Annotated in this window: 12 protein-coding genes; 3 read left to right on the top strand and 9 right to left on the bottom strand. The window is 53.8% G+C overall.

Annotation, left to right across the window (positions count from 1 at the left end):
* Nucleotides 1-101 precede the first annotated feature (101 nt).
* Nucleotides 102-977: a DUF72 domain-containing protein gene (locus tag SNR34_RS25250; RefSeq protein ID WP_236414461.1), complete on the top strand. Its 876-nt coding sequence runs from the start codon at nucleotides 102-104 to the stop codon at nucleotides 975-977.
* Nucleotides 978-1375: 398 nt separating this feature from the next.
* Here the strand turns inward: SNR34_RS25250 and SNR34_RS25255 are convergent, their stop codons facing one another.
* The 7 genes from SNR34_RS25255 to SNR34_RS25285 form a co-directional block, all read right to left on the bottom strand.
* Nucleotides 1376-3514 carry a glycoside hydrolase family 88/105 protein gene (locus SNR34_RS25255; RefSeq protein WP_486182513.1) on the bottom strand — a complete coding sequence of 713 codons (2139 nt, stop codon included), beginning with the start codon at nucleotides 3512-3514 and terminating at the stop codon, nucleotides 1376-1378.
* A gap of 77 nt (nucleotides 3515-3591) precedes the next feature.
* The gene (locus SNR34_RS25260; protein WP_486180459.1) at nucleotides 3592-4425 is read right to left on the bottom strand and encodes a polysaccharide deacetylase family protein; all 834 of its coding nucleotides are present in this window, start codon (nucleotides 4423-4425) and stop codon (nucleotides 3592-3594) included.
* 99 nt (nucleotides 4426-4524) lie between these two features.
* On the bottom strand, nucleotides 4525-7878 hold the full coding sequence (locus SNR34_RS25265; RefSeq protein WP_486180460.1) for a glycosyl hydrolase: 3354 nt from the start codon (nucleotides 7876-7878) through the stop codon (nucleotides 4525-4527).
* Nucleotides 7879-8109: 231 nt separating this feature from the next.
* Nucleotides 8110-9618, bottom strand: coding sequence for an extracellular solute-binding protein (locus SNR34_RS25270; protein WP_236414466.1), 1509 nt, complete (start codon nucleotides 9616-9618; stop codon nucleotides 8110-8112).
* 18 nt (nucleotides 9619-9636) lie between these two features.
* Nucleotides 9637-10524, bottom strand: coding sequence for a carbohydrate ABC transporter permease (locus SNR34_RS25275; RefSeq protein ID WP_236414467.1), 888 nt, complete (start codon nucleotides 10522-10524; stop codon nucleotides 9637-9639).
* Between the two features lie 95 nt (nucleotides 10525-10619).
* Complete coding sequence (locus SNR34_RS25280; RefSeq protein ID WP_236414468.1) at nucleotides 10620-11594, bottom strand: ABC transporter permease; 975 nt, start codon at nucleotides 11592-11594, stop codon at nucleotides 10620-10622.
* A gap of 267 nt (nucleotides 11595-11861) precedes the next feature.
* Nucleotides 11862-14276, bottom strand: a complete 2415-nt coding sequence (locus SNR34_RS25285) for a helix-turn-helix domain-containing protein (RefSeq protein ID WP_486180461.1) — start codon at nucleotides 14274-14276, stop codon at nucleotides 11862-11864.
* A gap of 342 nt (nucleotides 14277-14618) precedes the next feature.
* Between SNR34_RS25285 and SNR34_RS25290 the strand changes: the two genes are divergently transcribed.
* On the top strand, nucleotides 14619-15974 hold the full coding sequence (locus SNR34_RS25290; protein WP_339274338.1) for a dipeptidase: 1356 nt from the start codon (nucleotides 14619-14621) through the stop codon (nucleotides 15972-15974).
* A gap of 774 nt (nucleotides 15975-16748) precedes the next feature.
* Here SNR34_RS25290 and SNR34_RS25295 read toward each other — a convergent pair.
* Nucleotides 16749-17264: a PadR family transcriptional regulator gene (locus tag SNR34_RS25295; protein ID WP_339274340.1), complete on the bottom strand. Its 516-nt coding sequence runs from the start codon at nucleotides 17262-17264 to the stop codon at nucleotides 16749-16751.
* Nucleotides 17265-17495: 231 nt separating this feature from the next.
* Between SNR34_RS25295 and SNR34_RS25300 the strand changes: the two genes are divergently transcribed.
* Complete coding sequence (locus SNR34_RS25300) at nucleotides 17496-18725, top strand: cytochrome P450 (protein WP_343261613.1); 1230 nt, start codon at nucleotides 17496-17498, stop codon at nucleotides 18723-18725.
* A gap of 211 nt (nucleotides 18726-18936) precedes the next feature.
* Here SNR34_RS25300 and SNR34_RS25305 read toward each other — a convergent pair whose 3' ends face one another.
* The gene (locus SNR34_RS25305; protein ID WP_486180462.1) at nucleotides 18937-19308 is read right to left on the bottom strand and encodes a hypothetical protein; all 372 of its coding nucleotides are present in this window, start codon (nucleotides 19306-19308) and stop codon (nucleotides 18937-18939) included.
* Nucleotides 19309-19407 lie beyond the last annotated feature (99 nt).

The following is a 19407-nucleotide window of genomic DNA, read 5'->3' on the forward strand; positions in this document are numbered from 1 at the left end:
TTGAACACCCATATACGCAACAATATAATGGTAAACATGATCGCATGCCTTCAAACGGGTAAAAGATAACATACATATCATGCCGCAGGAGGTGGAAACTCATGATTCGAATCGGACTAACGGGCTGGGGAGATCAAGATGACCTCTATCCGCTTCGTACCAAAGCCAAGGACAAGCTTTCCCTGTACGGGCATTACTTTTCCACCGTCGAAGTGGATAGCACCTTTTATGCCGTTCAGCCCAGGGACCGCATGGCGCGCTGGGCGTCGGAAACGCCGGACGGATTTTCTTTTATCGTCAAGGCCTATCAGGGCATGACCGGCCATTTGCGCGGCAAGCCCTATTTCAACAGCACCGGGGAAATGTACAAAGCATTTCGCGATTCGCTCGAACCCGTCATGGAAGCGGGAAAAATGCAGGCAGCGCTGTTCCAATATCCGCCATGGTTCGACTGCAACAAAGACAGCGTCCGGGAACTGCGCGAGGTCAAGCTGCGCATGGAAGGCATTCCGTGCGCCATCGAATTCCGGCATCGCAGCTGGTACGAGGGAGACATGCGTGAGCGGACGCTCGCTTTCCTGCAAGAGCAAGGCTGGATCCATAGCGTGTGCGACGAGCCGCAAGCCGGGCAAGGCTCCATCCCCATCGTTGCAAGGGCAACTGATCCAGAGATGACGCTGGTGCGCATGCACGGGCGCAACGTTTCCGGCTGGCATCAGAACGGCGCACCGAATTGGCGCGAAACGCGGTATTTGTACCGCTACAGCAAGGAAGAGCTCAGCGAGTGGAAAGTTTATCTGGAGGAGCTTCAGCAGCAGAGCAAGGACGTGTTCGTCATTTTCAACAACAACTCCGGCGGCGATGCCGCAGCCAATGCCCAGATGATGATGGAGCTGCTGGATCAGCCTGTTAAGCCGTTCCCCGACCGGACAGAGCCGGAGGAAGAAGAAGGCCCTGAGCAGCTGGAGCTGTTTTGAGTCAAATCATTCTAACGAACCCAGGAAGTCTTATTCGGCACTTTATCGCAGGTTTGGGTGGCTAACGAACCACAGACACGCTATTGTACGTAAAATCAGCCTTTTTCACCAAATTGGCCTTCCATAAGACCGCTGATGTTCGTAAGCATCCATCTTGCGTTCATACTCCCAAAATAAGGTGTTCAAGATTCGTTAGTCCCGGCACCGCTGGTTTAAACTTAAGAAAAAAAGGAGCAAATCCCAACCGGATATTCTATTCCGCTGGGTTTTGCTCCTTTACTTTTTGCGTTGGGTTGGCTCTTTCTATGCGTAGTAGCATCGCTTTCGGTTACCTATCAATCTTAACTTGTGCCAAGGTGTCTAGTTCATGGGTTGCATGGGTTGCCGGACGTTCATCCCTATCGTTGCAGCGCGGCATCCGAGTCTGCGGACGATACGCGCCCCGCAAGCTCCTGGTTCAGTTTATGAGCCTCTACCCCGGCCAGCAGCACGATGCCGATGCCGTGGGTGTCGTTCAGAATCCATCCCAGATCATCACGGTAGTATAAAGCGGTAAACGAATAGCCCGAGCCGCGGCATACACCGTAAACGTTGCCTTTTGTGTCGATGGACAGACGGGTCATGCCTTCCCATCCTTTACGTACGGCCTCCAAGTAAGGCTGCGGCTGCTTCAGCCAGCCCTCGCGAATGCCGCGGGCGAAGGCATAAATGAACATGGACGTGCAAGAGGTTTCCTCATAGGAATCCGGACGGTTCAGCACCTGATGCCAAAGCCCGCTGCTGCCTTGAAGCGCAAGATAACCTTCGCATAGATCGCAATAGAAATCGAGCAAGTCCGCACGTTTAGGGTGCTCTTCTGGCAGAATGGACAACAGTTCCGTCAACGAGAACAATACCCAGCCATTCCCGCGTCCCCAAGGAATGCCCGTGGCGCTGCCGCGCACGAAATCGTAGACGTGGGACATGATCTTCAGCTCCGGGATGTACAGGTACTTGCGGAACATGAAAAATTGGTTGACCGCATCGTCCCAATACGACGAATCATCCACCCACCGTCCGTAACGCATCAGAAACGGCGTGCTCATGTACAGATCGTCGCACCACATCGTTTCCTGGCGCATCTCTCCGCTGCCGCGGACCCGGTAAAAGGCCCCGTCTTCCAGACGTTCCTGGTCGTCCGTCATATAACGCGCAATCCGGTGAGCCGTATCGAGCCCTCCCCGTATTTCGCCCAGCTCCATCGCCGCAAGCAGCGTAGAACCGAACGAGCCGCAATCGTCAAGGCTGTCGATTGCGGACAGCTGATTGTTGATCCCGGCTGCCCCGTAATTGGCCCTGTCCCAGAGTGCATAGCGATCAAACGAGGTGCTGAGCCCGATATGGTCGCGCACGTACTGCACGTAATCGCTCCGACCGAGCTCCTGCCCGGTGCGCAGCAGCCCAAGCAGCGTTACGCCGAGCGGGTAGTTCCATTTGCCGTAATGCGTGTTCTCCAAGTACGGCCGCACGCTGGTATCTGGCAGGTCCACCTGCCAGTATACGCCTTTGTCGCCATCGTCGAACACGGTGTCCGTAACCGTGATTTCATCCGGTCCCGGCTCGCTTCCGGCAGCAAAAGTTCCCGTGTACAGCCATGGGTCGGAACATCCGCAGACCGGATGAGGCGGCCTTAACCTCCAACCGCGACCCTGCGGCTCTTCCAAAGTAAATCCCCAGTCGTTCTCGCCCTGCTTCCATTCGCCCCTGGCGACGAGATCTGCCGGGCCGTAACGGCGATCCAGCTCCACCCGATATGTGCCGCTCTCCGATGAGACGTATGCCTGCCTGCCATCAACATACAACGTCAATGCACCGATATGCTGACCTTCCAGCACCACGGGCGACGTTCCAGGCTCTGTGACGTCCAGCTTCGTCCAGGCATAAGCCACTCCCGGCTGGTCCATCCCGAAAATCCGGGCAAATGAACCCGAATTCAGCTCCTCTGCACTCCATTCACGGCGAGGATACCATGTCAAACCGGTATCTTCCTCGCTCATGCCGTCGCGGGGAAGCGAGGAGAGAGGTTCATCCAGCGGCTCGGAGTAAAGCCAGCCCTCTTGTCCGGCACGATCAAGCCCTGGCGTGAGGAAGTGCAGCGGAAAGTTTTTGAACGAACCCGTTCCGTAAATGCCGCCGAAACCGACCTTCGTTTTCACAAAACAAAGCAATACGTCGTTCCATCCAGCATTGACCCCGATCGGAATGGACGTCCTTCTCTCGGGAAACAGCTCCTGCAGCAGCTCTGATTTGAAAATTTCCTCGCCATTCACGTACACCGTGACCGGGCTGTAGCAGTTAAGCCCCGTATTCAGCGTTGTTTCCTGCTGGCTCCACAGCTTGCCCCATACGTACACGTACTGCCCAACCTTCGCATCTGCCCACTTGTCGGCCAAATTCAGATCGTAACGGTAATCGCCCAAACGGCGGAATCCGCCGCGATGATAGGCCCTGAATAAAAAGGAATGCTTGGGATGATCGCCAATGTAACGCTGGGCCACCGTCGTCAAAATGTCCGGAATCGAATCATGTACCTTGCCTGCTATCGCTTCAGTTTCATGAAAATAACGAATGATCGTCAGCTCCCTTCCCCGACCAGGATTTGTTCCGCGAACTTGCGCGTCTCCCCTGCCTTCACTTCGACCACTTGCTGGTCCAGCGTAAACCAAACGGACATGGCTGACGGATTATGCACGATCGTGCGGTCTGCCGAGCATTCGAGACGTTTGACGGCTTTCCAGTAAGCAAGCACCTCCCGATTGGTGGCATACCACATGTCGTCCCGTCCGCCGATGGTTTCCGCAAAGGTTTCGATGATTTCCCAATCGTCGTTGTCGTTGAATTCGTAACTATGTCCCCACACATACAGCAGCAGCGGCGTTCCTGTCTTGGTATGCCGGATGAAACGATCCGTCTGCGCGGCCAGATCGTGGCTGTGGTGGCAAGTCGGATGCCATTCCAGCGGTCTCTCAGGCAAGGTGAATTGCCCATGCGATCGAACCGTGCGGGCATAATCGATGCCGAGCCACTCCAATTTCGTGCTAAGCGCCCGATCATAACCTCCGTTGGGGTACGCCATGCCTCTGACCGGATAACCGACGAGCTGTTCAAGCGCCTTGCGATCCTCCGTAATTTCTTCGACCAACACTTCATCGGGAACATACGTCAGCGTAGGATGCGTCACCGTATGCACGGCAACCTCGTGTCCCGCATATAGCTCTGCCACTTCTTCCTTGGCGACTTTCCCTTCTTTGCCGAGCAAGCCCGAGTTCAGGTTAAACGTGCCCCGCAGCCCATGCCGGTTCAAGATGTCAACCAGCCTGCGGTCGTGAATCACGCCATCGTCATAGCTAAGCGTCACGGCTTTCATCACGCCGCCCGGAAAGCGATCGAACTGAATGCGATGTACCATTGAATAGCCCTCCCCAGAATTGAATTCCACCAAAACTTTTGCGGCAGCCATCTTTCCATTTGCAGCGTACATCTCCCATGCCGATGAAACATCCTTGTGTTACTCGCCGGCTCGTGGAGAACTCGTTGTCTCACGCAAGCTGTGGCTGACGAGATCAAAATATGTGCCTTCAAGCAGGCCGATCAGCGTATTCGTAACGCAAACTTCAATTACGTTCTTCCCTGGTCGAAGCCATTCGGCTGCGCCCGTCCATTCATAAGGGGACCAGCATCTCACGCCAAGACTGTGCCCGTTCACTTTCACTTCGGCGGCATCCTGTACGTTCCAATCGCTAAATTCCAGTTCGAATGAGGATTCTTTCAAGTCGCCGAGGTCCAGTTCGACGCTTTTTCTATAACTCATTTCCCCGGCATAGTGAGGATATAATGCTTGCGGCTCTGGCGTTATGCGATCTGCCGTATCCGGTTCCCGCACCAAAGATGGAATGGGCCTGACCCCATACTCCACCCCGAAACGCCCTTGCAAATAAATCGGATCGACGATGCCATGCTCATCCTTGGTTACCTGTACGGTCACGGTCAATTCGTTCAGGCCATGCCGGATCAGCGTTGAAATATCGCAGGCTACATTATCGTGATCCGTAATTTCGACCTTGCGGAACTGCTCGGGACGTATCTCCTGTCCATTGAGTTCCATGACCCACTGGCCCGTCACTGCAGCCCGGTCCATAAACAACGTGCACTCGGACGATGATACGTCCCATTCGAATGAAGTTTGATAGCGGCACTCTACCGGATAGGACAGGCTTGCTTTTTTCGGGGTGCCGAACACCTGCGCGAACCGAAGCGGCAAACGATGGCGCTCGGACAATCCGGCGGCCTGATCGATAAACGGCTTGACCTCGACCTGCTCTCCGGTGATGAACTCGCCTTGCGCATCGGATGCTGTCAACCGGAAATGGCTTATCCGCAGCACGTTGGACTGCATGGCCTGCACGCTCCAAGGCCCTTCCGCAGACAGCGTGATCCGCGTCGGCTCTTTTCTCTGTTTCTCGTTACCTGCACCGGTTTTCACCAAGGATTCGGACGTATCCGCTTGCACCAACGACAATTTAATGGCATGGGCACCATAAGGGGCGAGTTCAAGCGAAATGCACCATTCCGCGCCATGTCTGGAACAAAACAACGCTTCCAAGGCACCTGTCTCCAGATCAAGCCGTTCGGCAACCAGCAACGATTCAGGCACCGACTTTGCATCCTGCCAAAGCCTTTCGGGCACGATATGCAGCTGCCCTTTCAGCCGCTGTCCCTCCTGGTTGGTCAGAAACACCATATGCTCGCCTTCGGATAGCTCCCTCGTTTGCATCAGCATGGAGGAACTTTCTTCCTCCATGCTCCAGCTGACTGCCTCGGGCAGCACCTGATCAAGCAGCAGGGAGATCAGCTCCAGGGAAGCATCATCTCCGCTTCCGGTCCCGGCGGGAAGAAAGTAGGCACCCCCTTTGCTGCCGCCTCCGTCACTTGGTCCATTACCCTGTCCCTGATGCCACATGGCTTCCGTGTCGTAGGCCCCTGCATCGCCGTGCAAGCCCCAATACTCTTCCTGGGCCACCTCCGTTGCACCGAAGAAGCAGCCTGCCTCATCGCCTGCCGGACTGCCGGGTTGAATCGGAACATGCGGCGGCAAGCCGACCGAAACGGCCGTTCCGCCTTGCTCCACGAACCGCTTCACCTGTTCCCAGGCGGCTGCCTCCAAATTCAGCATCGGCGGCAGGATCAGTACCTCATAACGTGCGACCCCAATCCGGATGACGCCGCTCTCGACATCTGCTTCAGCCAGCAGTTCCGGATCCAGATGGTCATAATCCCGCCGATTCTCCAGCAGATGAACGCCGATGCGCATCCAATCGTTCGTAAGCCGTTCCAGCTTGGCGCGTTCGTGCTCGTCCTGACCGCCGTATTCAAAACCATGCAGCGGATTGCCCATCAGGCTCCAAAACGTGGTTGTCGGATCAAGCAGGGCGATGCGGATATGGGCCGTGCCTGTGCTCATCAGATAACCGAGACGTCCCGCATAATCCGCCAACTGGCGAAAATGCCGCCAATACGGGTTCTGCAGGAACTGCGACGGCGGAGCGTCGTGCTTCGCCAAACCTCCGATCGTATAGAAAAAGGCGTGGAAGTTATAGAAATTCGTGCCCATCGCCGCCATGCGGTCGATCATCCATTTGGCGTCCTGCAGCGTCATTGACCAGCCGACGCTGTGAAAACATTCAATCAGGTTGCGATCCCGTCCGAGCTGTCTTGCGAGCGAGCTGACCATTTTCGGATTCTCGCGCAGCCTTCGGCCGTAACGCTCCAGAATCCAGGAAAGGGAACGCCCGATTTTCTCGTGTGCGGAATCGCCTCCCGGCATATGGCTGAACAATTGGGTCGTCATGCGTACGCCGGGCACTTCTGCCGCATATTGAATGCCTGCCTTTTCGCACCAGTCGTGCACTTGCTCATGATACGAGGACCGCAGCAGCAAATGCAGCGTTTGGTAATAGTCGTAGCGAATGCGCTCGGCTCCCGGCACATCGGCGTATAACAGCGCTGGCAACGCCTCTGTAAGACTGTAACCGCAGCGTTCGGCAAAATGTCGGGGGAGCTGCGGCGACCATGGGATGGCACCAAGCGGCGCGATTTCGTCGGTAAACATGCCCTTGATGACGCTTTCAAAGTGCTCTCCCACCGCTTCACGGTAACGGTCATGCGTCAGTTCGATAAATCGGGACATCGCCTCCCGGTGACAGGGGTCGACAAACGTGCCGTAGTACTTGAAATCGTCGATCTCCCGTTCCTGAAACACGATGACGTCCCACTCTCCCGGCGGAGCATCCCACAGCAGCCGAAAGGCCGTTTGATATGTAAAAAACCGTTTGCGGTTGTAGGACGTCAGGCCGGTCTCCTGGTACACTTGCTCGGTCTGAATGTTGCCGATGAATCCGCGCACGTCAAGGGCATCCTTCCATACCCTCTGCCCCTCGTCATTTTTCGGAATCGCCCGGGCATACAGTATCCGTCCCCATGACAGTTCCTTGTCCACATGATCTCCGCCTTGGACGGCAATCTGATGGTGAACGAGTTGGCGCTGCTTCGCCTCGGGATAATCAAGCGTCACTTCCCCTCCGGCCATGCCGCTGGGATAAGGATACTCGTCATACAGCCACACCTGCATGCCGCACTCCGCTGCAGCCTCAACCGCGATGCGGACCTTGTCGAACCAGGCTGCCGACAGATAAGGAACCTGCAGGCCCTGACGCGGGCAGATAAAAAATCCGCCGACACCCTGCCTGTGCATTTCGGCGATCTGCCTGCGGATTTGCCCTTCCTCCATGTCCCCGTTCCAAAACCAGAAAGGGTGTATCCGGTACTGCGCCTCGGGATTCAGAAACGTCTCCGAGTTCCACATGTTCGCCTTCCTCCCCGCATGTTCATGAATGATCTCCGCTTGCCTTTTCAGTGCGTTTAAGTTTGAATGCGTTTGTTTTTCTTTGATTATACATCAATTCCCAACGATGGAAACGTGAAATCAGCGTTCATTGGCCTGTTTTTTCAACAATACTGTCCGATTCGTCCTAGGGAAACGGCCCGGCTGCCCTCGTTAGGGAACGCAAGGCCGCCGGGCTCCGTCATGTCATTTCTACTTCAGTGCAGCATACAGCTCGTTGACTTCCTTCACGTACTCGTCTCCGCCGCTGCTTTTCCACAAGGCAACCGCATCCTGGAAGCCCTTCTCGTCGATTTGGCCGACGATGTATTTGATGCGTGCATCGTTAATGATATTGTCGAGCTGAGGTCCCTTCTGAGCGTACACATCGGAGATCAACGGTTCGCCCGGATTGGGAACGACGATCTCTTCGTTGGCTTTCTGTACTTCAATGACTTTCTCGCGCACTGGCGTCGGCTCGATGCGGAAAGCCCGGTCCTCCGGCACGAACATCAGAATTTGGTTCAAGCCCTGCAGATCGCGCAGCTTGAGCTTATCGGTCGTCGGAACGATATAATCTCCTTTTTTCTCGTACTGCTGGCCTTCCAAGCCGTTGGACAATAGCGCCTGCAGCTCCTGGTCGTTCAATTTATCCAGGAACGTGAGTACTTTTTTCAAATCTTCTTCGGTTTTGACGCTGCTCTTCGACACGGCAATGAGGCCGTTGTATCCCGACGTCGGCATATCGCGAAGCCCCTTCGGGCCCTCCATCGCCTGCAGCACGTCGACGCGTCCGGTCGCCGCCGGGTCCTTCTCCAATATTTTCTGATCCATGCGCTGGGCATTGTCGGCCACGTCGACCATCACTCCGGCTTGCCCGTTCACGAACGGATCGGACAGCTTGGTCGCATCCATGACGGCAAAGTCCTTGTTGACCAAACCTTCGCTGTATATTTTGCGGAAAAAGTTCAATGCGTCCATGTATTCCTGCGTTTCGTGAGCCGGAACGAGCTTGCCGCTCTCGTCCTCGCCCCATTTGTTCGGTGCGCCGAACCAGATCTGCATGTTGTCCCACGGACCGGTAAACTTGCTGGCAACCAGGCCGTACGTATCGTCCTTTCCGTTGCCGTCAGGGTCGTCATGCGTGAACGCTTTGAGCACATTGTAGAACTCGTCGATCGTCTTTGGTTCCTTCAGTCCGAGATTCTCCAGCCAATCCTTGCGGATGGTCACCCCGTTGCGGCCGAGCGGGCGAGCACGGTAAATGCCGTACGTTTTGCCGTCGATGGAGGCGTTGTTCGTGATGATCTCGTTCATTTGGCTCAGGTTCGGATAATCCTTCAGGTAAGGGCCAAGCTCCCAGAATGCCCCTGTCCGTGCCGCATTGATGAAACTCGGCGTTTTGCCCAGCACGACCATAATGTCCGGCAGCTTGCCCGATGCAAGCGTAATGTTGAATTTGTCGTCATACGAGCTGCTCGGCACCCACTGCAGATTGACATCCACGCCCGTCAGCTCCTCTAACTTTTGCACGACAGGGCTGTTCTCCGGCGGATTTTCCGCTTCGAAGTTCGGCAGCATAATGGTCAGCTGCTCCTTGCCCTCAGCGCTTCCCCCGCCTTCGGCCGGTTTATCGGTCGAGCACGCCGCCAGAATCGTTCCCAATAACATGGATGCGCAAATTACAAGCGCCACCTTTTTCAAACCCGTTTTTTGTCCCATACGTTCTCCCCCTTGGCTTTAACCTTTGATTGAACCTAACATGACACCTTTGGCAAAATGCTTCTGCAAAAACGGATACACCAGCAAAATCGGAATGGTGCCGACGACGATGACCGCCATTTTCACCGACTGCTCCGGCGGTTTGACGAAATTGGGGTCCATGTTGGCCATATCGCCCACGCTGGCCTGCGATAGCAGCACAATCTGTCTCAGCATGACCTGCAAGGGCCATTTGCTGCTGTCCGAAATGTACAGCAATGCCGAGAAAAAGTTGTTCCAGTGTCCTACCGCGTAAAACAGCGCAAACGTGGCAATGACCGGTTTGGATAGAGGCAGGATGATCCGCCACAATACCCCAAGATCGGAACAGCCGTCGATCCGGGCCGCTTCCTCCAGCCCAGGCGGCATTTGCTGAAAAAAGTTTTTGACCACAATCAGGTTGAAAGCGCTGATCGCGCCAGGAAGCATCAGGGCCCAGTAGGAATCGAGCAGTCCAAGTCCACGAATGACAAGGTAGGTCGGAATCATGCCGCCCCCGAACAGCATGGAGAAAATGACCATGTTCATGATCAAATTGCGTCCCCAGAAATCGCTGCGCGACAGCGGATAAGCCATCGTCATCGTGAAAAACAGGTTCACCAGCGTGCCCGCAACGGTAATGAAGATGGAGACGCCGATGCTGCGGAAGATGGTGGATGAAGAAAAAATGTATTCATACGCGCTAAGCGAGAACACCTTGGGGACCAGGAAAAAGCTTCGTTCGGTAATTTCAGCCTCGGTGGCAAACGAATTACCGATAATGTACAGGAACGGCAGGACGGTCAGGATGCCCAGTATGCCGAGCAGGATGTAGTTGAATACGTCGAATACCCTGCCCGCAGGGCTGTTGAACAAACGGCTGTTCATGGGCGGTGCCTCCTTTTGAAGAATGGGTTACATTGCGTGCAGACCGAGCCTGCATGACAAATACGGGGACCGGGACAATACCGTGATGGCTAGTGCTAGTAAATGCCCGGATGGCCGAATTTTTTGGCAAGCTTGTTGCTGCCGAGCACCAGAATGATGCCGACGACCGATTTGAACAGGCCTACCGCGGTACTGTAACTGAATGCTCCTTGCGTGATCCCGACGGTATACACGTAAGTATCGAAGACATCCGCCACATCGCGATTGAGCGAATTGGTCATCAGGTAGATTTGCTCGAACCCGGTGTCCAGAAAGTTGCCCAGCCTCAAAATGAGCAAAATGACGATGGTCGTGCGGATCGCCGGAAGCGTCACATGCCACATGCGCCGCAGCCTGCCTGCACCGTCCACAATAGAAGCTTCATATTGTTCAGTATCCACACCGGCCAGTGCCGCGAGGAAGATGATCGTGCCCCACCCCATCTCCTTCCACATCATCTGAATGATGATGAGCGGACGGAAGGCGTCCGGACTGGAAAGCACATCAATCGGTTTGCCCGTGATCCAGGCGATCAGTTCATACAGAATGCCGCCTTGAGGCGTCAGGAATACATATGTGATGCTGGCGATGATGACCATCGACACAAAGTGGGGCACGTAGACCAGCGTTTGAATCGTTCTTTTGAAAAAGGCCATTCGGATTTCATTCAACAATAAAGCGATGATGATCGGTGCCGGGAAAAAGAAGATCAGATCATAGATGGCAAGGATCAACGTATTGCGAAGCAGCCGGAAAAAATCCGGATTGGAGAAGAAGGTCGTGAAATTCTCGAAGCCTACCCACTCCGAATTGCGAATGCCCAGAAACGGCTGGTAATCCTGAAAAGCAATGACGATCCCCCACATGGGCAAATATTTAAAGATGACGAAGTACAAAAATCCGGGAAGCACAAGCACGTATAACCATTTATTGCGTCTGATCTGCCTTTTCCAGTTCGCCTCCTGTTTCGTCTGCAGTCCGGAGCCTTCGGTCTGGATCGCGGCGGCGGCATTCCCATTCTTCCCGCTCATAGCTCTCTCCCCTCTCTCGATTGAAAGCGTTACCAACATGCCTGTTAACCACAGTATACATCCGGTATTTTTCCGGCAACCTTCATTTTTTGCAAAGGGACCGCAGGGCCGCACCAAGCCCGCTATAGCGCCATTTCCAAAGCGGCTTGCACCTTTTTGGACTTAATGCATTGCACATTTTTGCAACTTGCTACATCTTTGCTTTGAGAGCAGTTCTAAGCTTTGCGGATAAACAAAACCGGAATCCGTGAAGCCGGATTCCGGTGATTATTTGCCACCCCATTGATCGCGATATTGACTCGGCGTGATGCCTTCCTGTTTTTTGAAAATGCGATTGAAATAACTATGCTGGTACCCCACCTCGCCTGCGATATCGTTAATTTTCATCGTGGTCTCGCGGAGCAGTTTCTTGGCGGCATCCATGCGGACACGGGTCAGGTAATCGATAAAGTTCATGCCTGATACCTGTTTGAATGCTTTGCTTAACGCATAAGCGGTCATTTGCTCCGCATCCGCACAGCTTTCGAGCGAAAGTTCGCTGCGATAGTTCTCCTCGATATAACGCATCGTACGCTCAACGACCTGCTTCAGCGGTTCTTGGGCGCGCTGTTCGATTTCCACTGCATACGGCCGGATCACCTCGCGAATCATCCACTGCGCCATCTGTTCCGGTTCGCGAATCGCCGATAAACGCTCATACATATTGATGCCTTCGAACAGCCTGTAAGGCGTTACCCCGGTCTGCAGCATCGTATGCTGTATGCTTCCGAGAAGCTGCAGCATCATCTGCTGCAGGCGGAATTCGGTGCTTCCGCTGTGCATAATCTCGGCCATGAAGCGTTCAAGCCCTTGCTGCGCCTCGTCCTGTTTGCCCATGCGAATCGCCTGGATGATCTCCCGCTCCAGACCAAGAGGATATGTTGCCTCGTCCATGCGGCGCCGGAAACATTGCTCGTCCTCCAAATCGAGCACCTGGTTCCCTTCCTCCACGCTTCGGTAAGCGACGGCTTGCTCCATTTCCACATAAATGCCCGGCAGCTCCTTGAGCTCTGCTGCCGCCCGGCCGATCATCAGCGTCACGTTCATTTTAAGCGTGCGGTTCATGACGTCTATAAATTCCTGCGCCCAGGCCATGGCTTGTTGTTTGGCGTCCAGCACGTTTGGCGTGACCACCAGCATCGCTGCCGACAGATCATGGAAATTCATGACGCTGACCTGGGTAAAATGTTCCCTCGCGACCTCTTCGATAATATTGACTGCCGCAAAGGTAACGAGTCCGGTATCCTTCGTTTCGAACCGGCCCTCCAGCCGGGAGTACCCGGTGAAGTACATTTGCATCAGCAAATAGCGATGCGCTTCGACATCAAAGCCCAGATTACGCATCCGTTGTCTCAGATCCTGCTCGTTGTAGGCAAGCAAGTGACCCTGTACCAACTGCAGCACAAAGCTGTCGCGCAAATGCGGAAGCTGTTCCTGCAGTTGGCGGTGAGCAGACAAACTCTGCGAAGTCAGTTCATGCCACTGCTGTTCCAGCAGCTCGAATTCGTCCAGTCCCATGCCGGGAAGCGTTTCGTTTCTGTTCGGCGACAACAAATGAAGCATCCTGGCGACCGGAGAATAGATTCGATGGGAGGCGAACCACGACAGAAGCAGCCCCAGCAGCAAGCTGCCTGCGCTGGCGATCACGATGATTTTGGATACCAGCTTGACCGGAGACGTCACGGACGATAACGGCGCGGCCGATACGTACGTCCAATCCGAATCGATCCGGCTCAGTGATCCATAGGAAACCGAGTAGGTCTCATCCCCATATTTATACAGAAAGGACGGATTGTCTGCATGCTCGGCCAACGCTTCCTTAAGCCGAAGCTCAAAATCCTTCTCCTGTTCGCTTGCTCCCGGGTTTCCGGTGACCAGCGTGTTTCCTTCCCCATCCATCAGGAACGTGAAACCTTCGTCATATGGAGTAAGCGTTTTCAGCAAACTGGCGATTTTATCGTTATCCACCGTGATGATCAAGGCGCCAAAGGGATTGACGCTCTCCCCAGGTATTTTGTGTACCAGTACCAGCCCTTCCCCTTTCCCCATATTCAGCAGGCTGCTGCCGGAAGGCTTGGATTCAGATTCGGAGACGGATTGGCCGGCCGTCCAGTCGGTCCAGTAAACATGGTTGCCCATCGAGAGGTAGCGGTCGTACGCCCGGATCTCTGCTTCATTTTTCAATTCGTTGTATTCGTGGTTAAACAAAATCGGCTGCGGTTCCCTCAAATACATCTGCACGGATTGGATCAGCGGATGGGAACCCTGAAGGACGTAAAGCGTGGTCACGATCTCCTGCGTTTCCTTGAAATAATAGACGAAATCCAACGTGCGCAGAGCACTCCCGAACCGAGGTTCGAACGCCCAATGGGACAGGTTCATTTCCAGATAAGCCAATTGGTCGTCCACGTTGCGGGCCCGGTTCTCGATCTGGCTCTGATGCATGCGGTTGAATTCACTCTCCATCTGTCCTACGACCATCCGATACATGACGCCGCCGGTAATCAATCCCGGAATGCTGGCAATGAGCAAAATCAACATCAAGCTGTTCCGGTAAAAGCGGCCCCGCTGCCGCCCTGATCCCCAACGGTTCGTGCGCAGCCAGCGTCCGGCGGACATGCCTGCTCTTCTAATCGGTTCCATCGAGCCCCACCTGCCTGTCTGCATATGTACTCCATGTCATGGAAGTTCCTCATCTCCCTTGTAACATGATCTGCCCTCCGGCTTTCCGCCTTGCTTTTTTCGTTCATGGAACCGAGGGACGGAAGGGTATGATGCGATCCATGCGCAATCGTATTCCTGCATCTTCGTAGTTTCTTATTTTCCCATCAACCTTGATGGATTGTAAACCCTTTCCTGTATTATAAGCTCATTCCATAGCCGAAAGAAATGGTGCAAAAACGAACATTTTTTAACCGATGTTTTATTACGCGGGCAAAATGGATTACAATGGAGTTAAGCAGACATGAAGGAGGCTCTTGAACGATGAAAGAACAAGCTTATTTTCAGGAAAATAGAGAAAAACACCTGGCAGAGTTGAACGAATGGTTGTCCATTCCGAGCATTTCTGCCATTTCCACGTATAAAGAGGATGTACAACGTGCCGCGAAATGGGCAGCGGATGCGCTCACGCGCGCAGGCATGGAAAACGTGGAAATCATTCAGACCGCTGGACACCCGATCGTATACGCCGACCATTTGCATGCACCAGGCAAACCGACGGCCCTGATTTACGGTCACTATGACGTACAGCCCGTCGATCCGCTAAATCTGTGGGAGACGCCTCCGTTCGAACCGACAGTGCGCGATGGCAAACTGTACGCTCGCGGGGCAACGGACGACAAAGGCCAAATTTTCTTACATATTAAAGCGGTTGAAGCCTTGCTCGCCGAAAACAAAGAGCTGCCCGTCAACGTGAAATTCTGCATCGAGGGCGAGGAGGAAATCTCCAGCCCGAATTTGCCGATTTATTTGAACGACAACACGGAGAAGCTGCGCGCAGACATGGTGCTGATCTCCGATACGTCGTTGCTGGAAAAAGGAAAACCGGCCATCTCCACGGGCCTGCGCGGCTTGTGCTCGCTCGAAGTCGATCTGTACACGGCCAACACGGACCTGCATTCCGGCAGCTTCGGCGGCGGCGTGCCAAATGCGCTGCATGCGCTCGTATCGCTGCTCGCTTCGCTGCATGACGAGCAAGGCCGCGTGAGCGTCGACGGATTCTACGATGGCGTGCTGCCATTGTCTGCCGAGATGAGAGAAGAATTCGTGAAGCAAGGCTTCAACGAAGAACAGCTTCGCCAGGACCTGGGACTGGAACAATTGTACGGCGAAGAAGGCTACTCCTTCGTGGAGCGAGTCGGAGCGCGTCCGACCTTGGAGCTGAACGGCGTTTGGGGCGGCTTCCAGGGAGAAGGCACCAAAACCGTCATTCCAAAGGAAGCCCATGCCAAAATCACGTGCCGCCTCGTGGCCGATCAGGACCCGCAGCATGTGCTGGACCGCATCGAAGCCCACCTGCACGCACATGTGCAGCCTGGCGCAACGATTCAAGTGAAGCAAATCGAACGCGCTTTTGCATTCAATACCGATCCTTCCAATCCGATCCTGCAAAAAGCGGCAGACGCCTACGAGCAAGTCTACGGTGTGCGCGCGTTGTTCACGAAGGACGGCGGCTCCATCCCGATCGTCGAGAAGCTGTCCCGCGTGCTGGGCGTTCCGGCCGTCATGATGGGCTTCGGCTTGCCGGACGAAAACCTGCATGCCCCGAACGAGCACTTCAACCTGGAGAACTTCGATAAAGGGCTGCTCACCATCGTGCAATTCCTGAAAAGCCTGTAAGCAAACGATTTGTCCTTGATATGGTTCGATTGTTATTAATTTGATGGGTTGGTTACTGTTTATGGCCGATTCTATGCTTGCATGGCGAGCCTGCACCTCTGTATGAAGAATGAGATTTGACCCTGGGATACGGACGGTGACCCCCGACTTATAGGTTGAATTGAAATGGATAATTGACGAAACACCGCGTGCCTTTGTTGGCGCGCGGTGTTTTTACGGCGTATGGTGATTGGAGAAAAACATTGCGGGTTAAGGCCGAAGGTTTGGCGTGAGGGGATTTGGTGCGATGGCTGCGAGCATAGGCGTGCACGGGCACTCTCTCGCAAGCACACGGTACACCGCTTCACGACAATGGTGGTTAGCCACACAACTATGTTACGTGACTCGCTTGATCCCCAAGTTGCTGTACGCTACCAAGGGCAGGGCGTGTTGCCCCGTATCGCTTAAACTCTTACGAATCTGACACATCTTATTGGCTCGACAGACGGTGTATTCCAAATGTAACGAACATCAGACACGTTATTCGTACCAGATCGGCTCGTTCGGGGCCAATTTCGGCAAAATAACGACGCTGAAGTTCGTTAACATTTCTAGACAGCTATTTTCAGCCAAATAAGCGTTCTGATGTTCGTTAGAATTGAATTCCCCGTCTCCTTCCGCTTGCCTCCCTTCTTTTTGTACTCTCCACAGCTCCCCAAGATACGTTATCTTGTATCACTTTTATTGGGCAACCCAGCACGTACTACCACTGTAGCGCACCTGTTGTCCAGTCACCTATTCCCCTTTAACCTGTCCCATCAACTGGTCGATCCACGTTTTCTCGCCCGTGATCTGGGCCAAGGACAAGTTAAGCACTTCTTCGCGAAACGTGTCCGGCTCGCGCTGCTCTTGCCTTTGCAGCAGATCCGCTTCAAGCGTATCGAGCTGCTGCCGCCTCAGAGAAAGGATGCGCAGCCGATTCTCGGCGGTAATGTGGTGGAACAGGGATACCCGGATCAGGAATTCCACCTGGCTTTTGGCCTCCTTTTCGGAAAAGCGATTGACCAGTTCCGTAATCTTTTTTTCGCCCAATTTCGTCAATTCATAAATGGTTTGATTAGGCCTTCCGGCCTGCTCGTTCAATCGTTTGGTTACCAGCCCCTCTTCCGCAAAACGCCGCAGCGTCGGATACAGCATGTTGTGATTGATGTCCGTCAGGTAACCGATGTCGTGCTGGATTTGTTTTTTGATTTCGTAGCCGTGCCGCGGACCTTTCTCGATCTGAATCAATATTAGCAGCTCTATGTACATGGTTTCGTACCTCTCGTCGTGTGATTTGCCTTGGAGTACATGTTTAGTATCAGATTATCAATTAGCGCCGTTTCGTTCAATCGATTAATCCCCGGGAAAAGAATGAAATTCCAGTAACATGGGTCGCAGGGATGTGTTATTCCATTTATTGATATGTTAAAATAACATATGTTAAACTAACACACAATTACTTATGCTTTTCATTATCCAAAGGATGGGGAGGACTCGTGCATGAATCATGAAATTATCTCCTTGGAAGCCATTACGCAATTTCGTTCGCCTGTGGAAGAATTCAGTCCTTATGAATGGTACAAGCAAAAGCTGGAGCATGAACCGGTCAGTTACCATGAAGTGACCCGAACCTGGAACGTATTTCGCTATGCAGACGTGAAACGGGTGCTGAGCGACTACGAGCACTTCTCCAGCGTCAGGGAACGCACCACGATCAGCGCTGGCGCCGACAACGATGAAGGCAAGCATGCGGGCCGAATCGATTTCATGACCGATCCGCCGGAGCACCGCAAGAGCCGTGCCCTGCTATCTGCCGCGTTTACGCCGCGCAGCCTGAAGCTGTGGGAGCCGCGCATTCGCCAAATCGTAGACGGGCTGCTGAAGGACATGCAGGATGCGCCGACCATCGATGTGGTCAAAGATTTCACCAGCGCGCTGCCAACGATCGTCATTGCCGATCTGCTCGGCGTGCCATCCACTGACCGCTTGCTCTTCCAGCAGTGGGTTTATGACCTGTTCCTGCCTTTGCCGCAAGATCACGCGGAAGACGTCAACGAACGCAAACGCAATGCGGCTACTGCCTATTACAGCTATCTTCTGCCCCATGTCATGCACAAAAGAACCCATCTGACCGACGATATCATTTCCGATCTGATTCAGGCCGAGGTGGACGGAGAACGTCTCACCGACGACGAAATCGTACGCATGACGATGTTCATCCTCGGAGCCGGCATTGAAACGACCAGCCACTTGCTCGCCAATACGTTCTACGCTTTCCTGTACGATAAGCCCGAGATCTATGGCGAGGTACGGGCCCAGCGGGGACTGCTGCCCAATACGGTCGAGGAAATGCTGCGTTACCGCTTCCACATCGCCAAAATGGACCGGACCGTAAAACAGGACAATGAACTGCTCGGCGTGCCCGTCAAAAAGGGCGACGTCGTCGTCACCTGGATGAGCGCAGCGAACATGGATGAAGCCGTATTTGCCAATCCGTTCACGCTGGATATCCACCGGGCCAACAACAAACAGCATCTGACCTTTGGCAACGGTCCTCACTTCTGTCTCGGAGCTCCGCTGGCAAGGCTGGAAGCCAACCTGGGCATCGGACTGTTCATGGACCATTACTCAAAAATCGAGCCTGTTGCAGGTTATAAATTCGAAGATCACCTAAGCCCGTCCGCGGCGGGACAGATGTTGACTTCATTGCCGATTCACGTCACTCGTTAATTTATTTCCGTCAGGGAACACGTCGATTGACGATTCTCCATCTCGAAGTGAGATTATCGCCCGCGGCAAAATAAACGCTCCAGCAATTTCACACGTTCCTACAACACGAAAAAACTCCCTTACTTAGACAGCACACGCATTCCATTCTAGATGGTTTAACTTGCGCTGTTTGTGGTAAGGGAGTTCCGTTTTTTCTGTAACACATACCGACTTATGTTCGAAAAACCGTAAAATTCAACTGATGGGTCAGCTGTTTCAGATGGTCTATATCCCGCTGCACCTGTTCCGTGCTGTCCCCGTTCATCGCCTGATTGGCCCGCAGCGTCCGGCGGGTGTTCAGCATGCCGTCAATCAGCTTCAATACCGCATTCCGGCCGCGATGGTCCACGATCATGTACTTTTTGCGCGCATCCAGTTCAACCCATACGATATGGCTGAATATTGCAAACAAATGCCTCCGGTAATGTTCCATGTCCGCTTCCCTGTAATGCTCGCCGTAAAAGGCATAATACCCGTGCACGTGCAGCTTCTCCGTAAGCTTCGCGATGAATGGGTCCGATCCGAGCATCGCGTTTCGTTCCATTGTCGTGCCTCCATGTTTTCCGCGATCCAGTTGATCCCGTTTTTTTGCACTTATTGTAGCATAAAAACATGGTTATCATACAGGAGTCCTTTATAAGCT

The sequence above is a fragment of the Paenibacillus sp. XP01 genome, assembly GCF_057364885.1.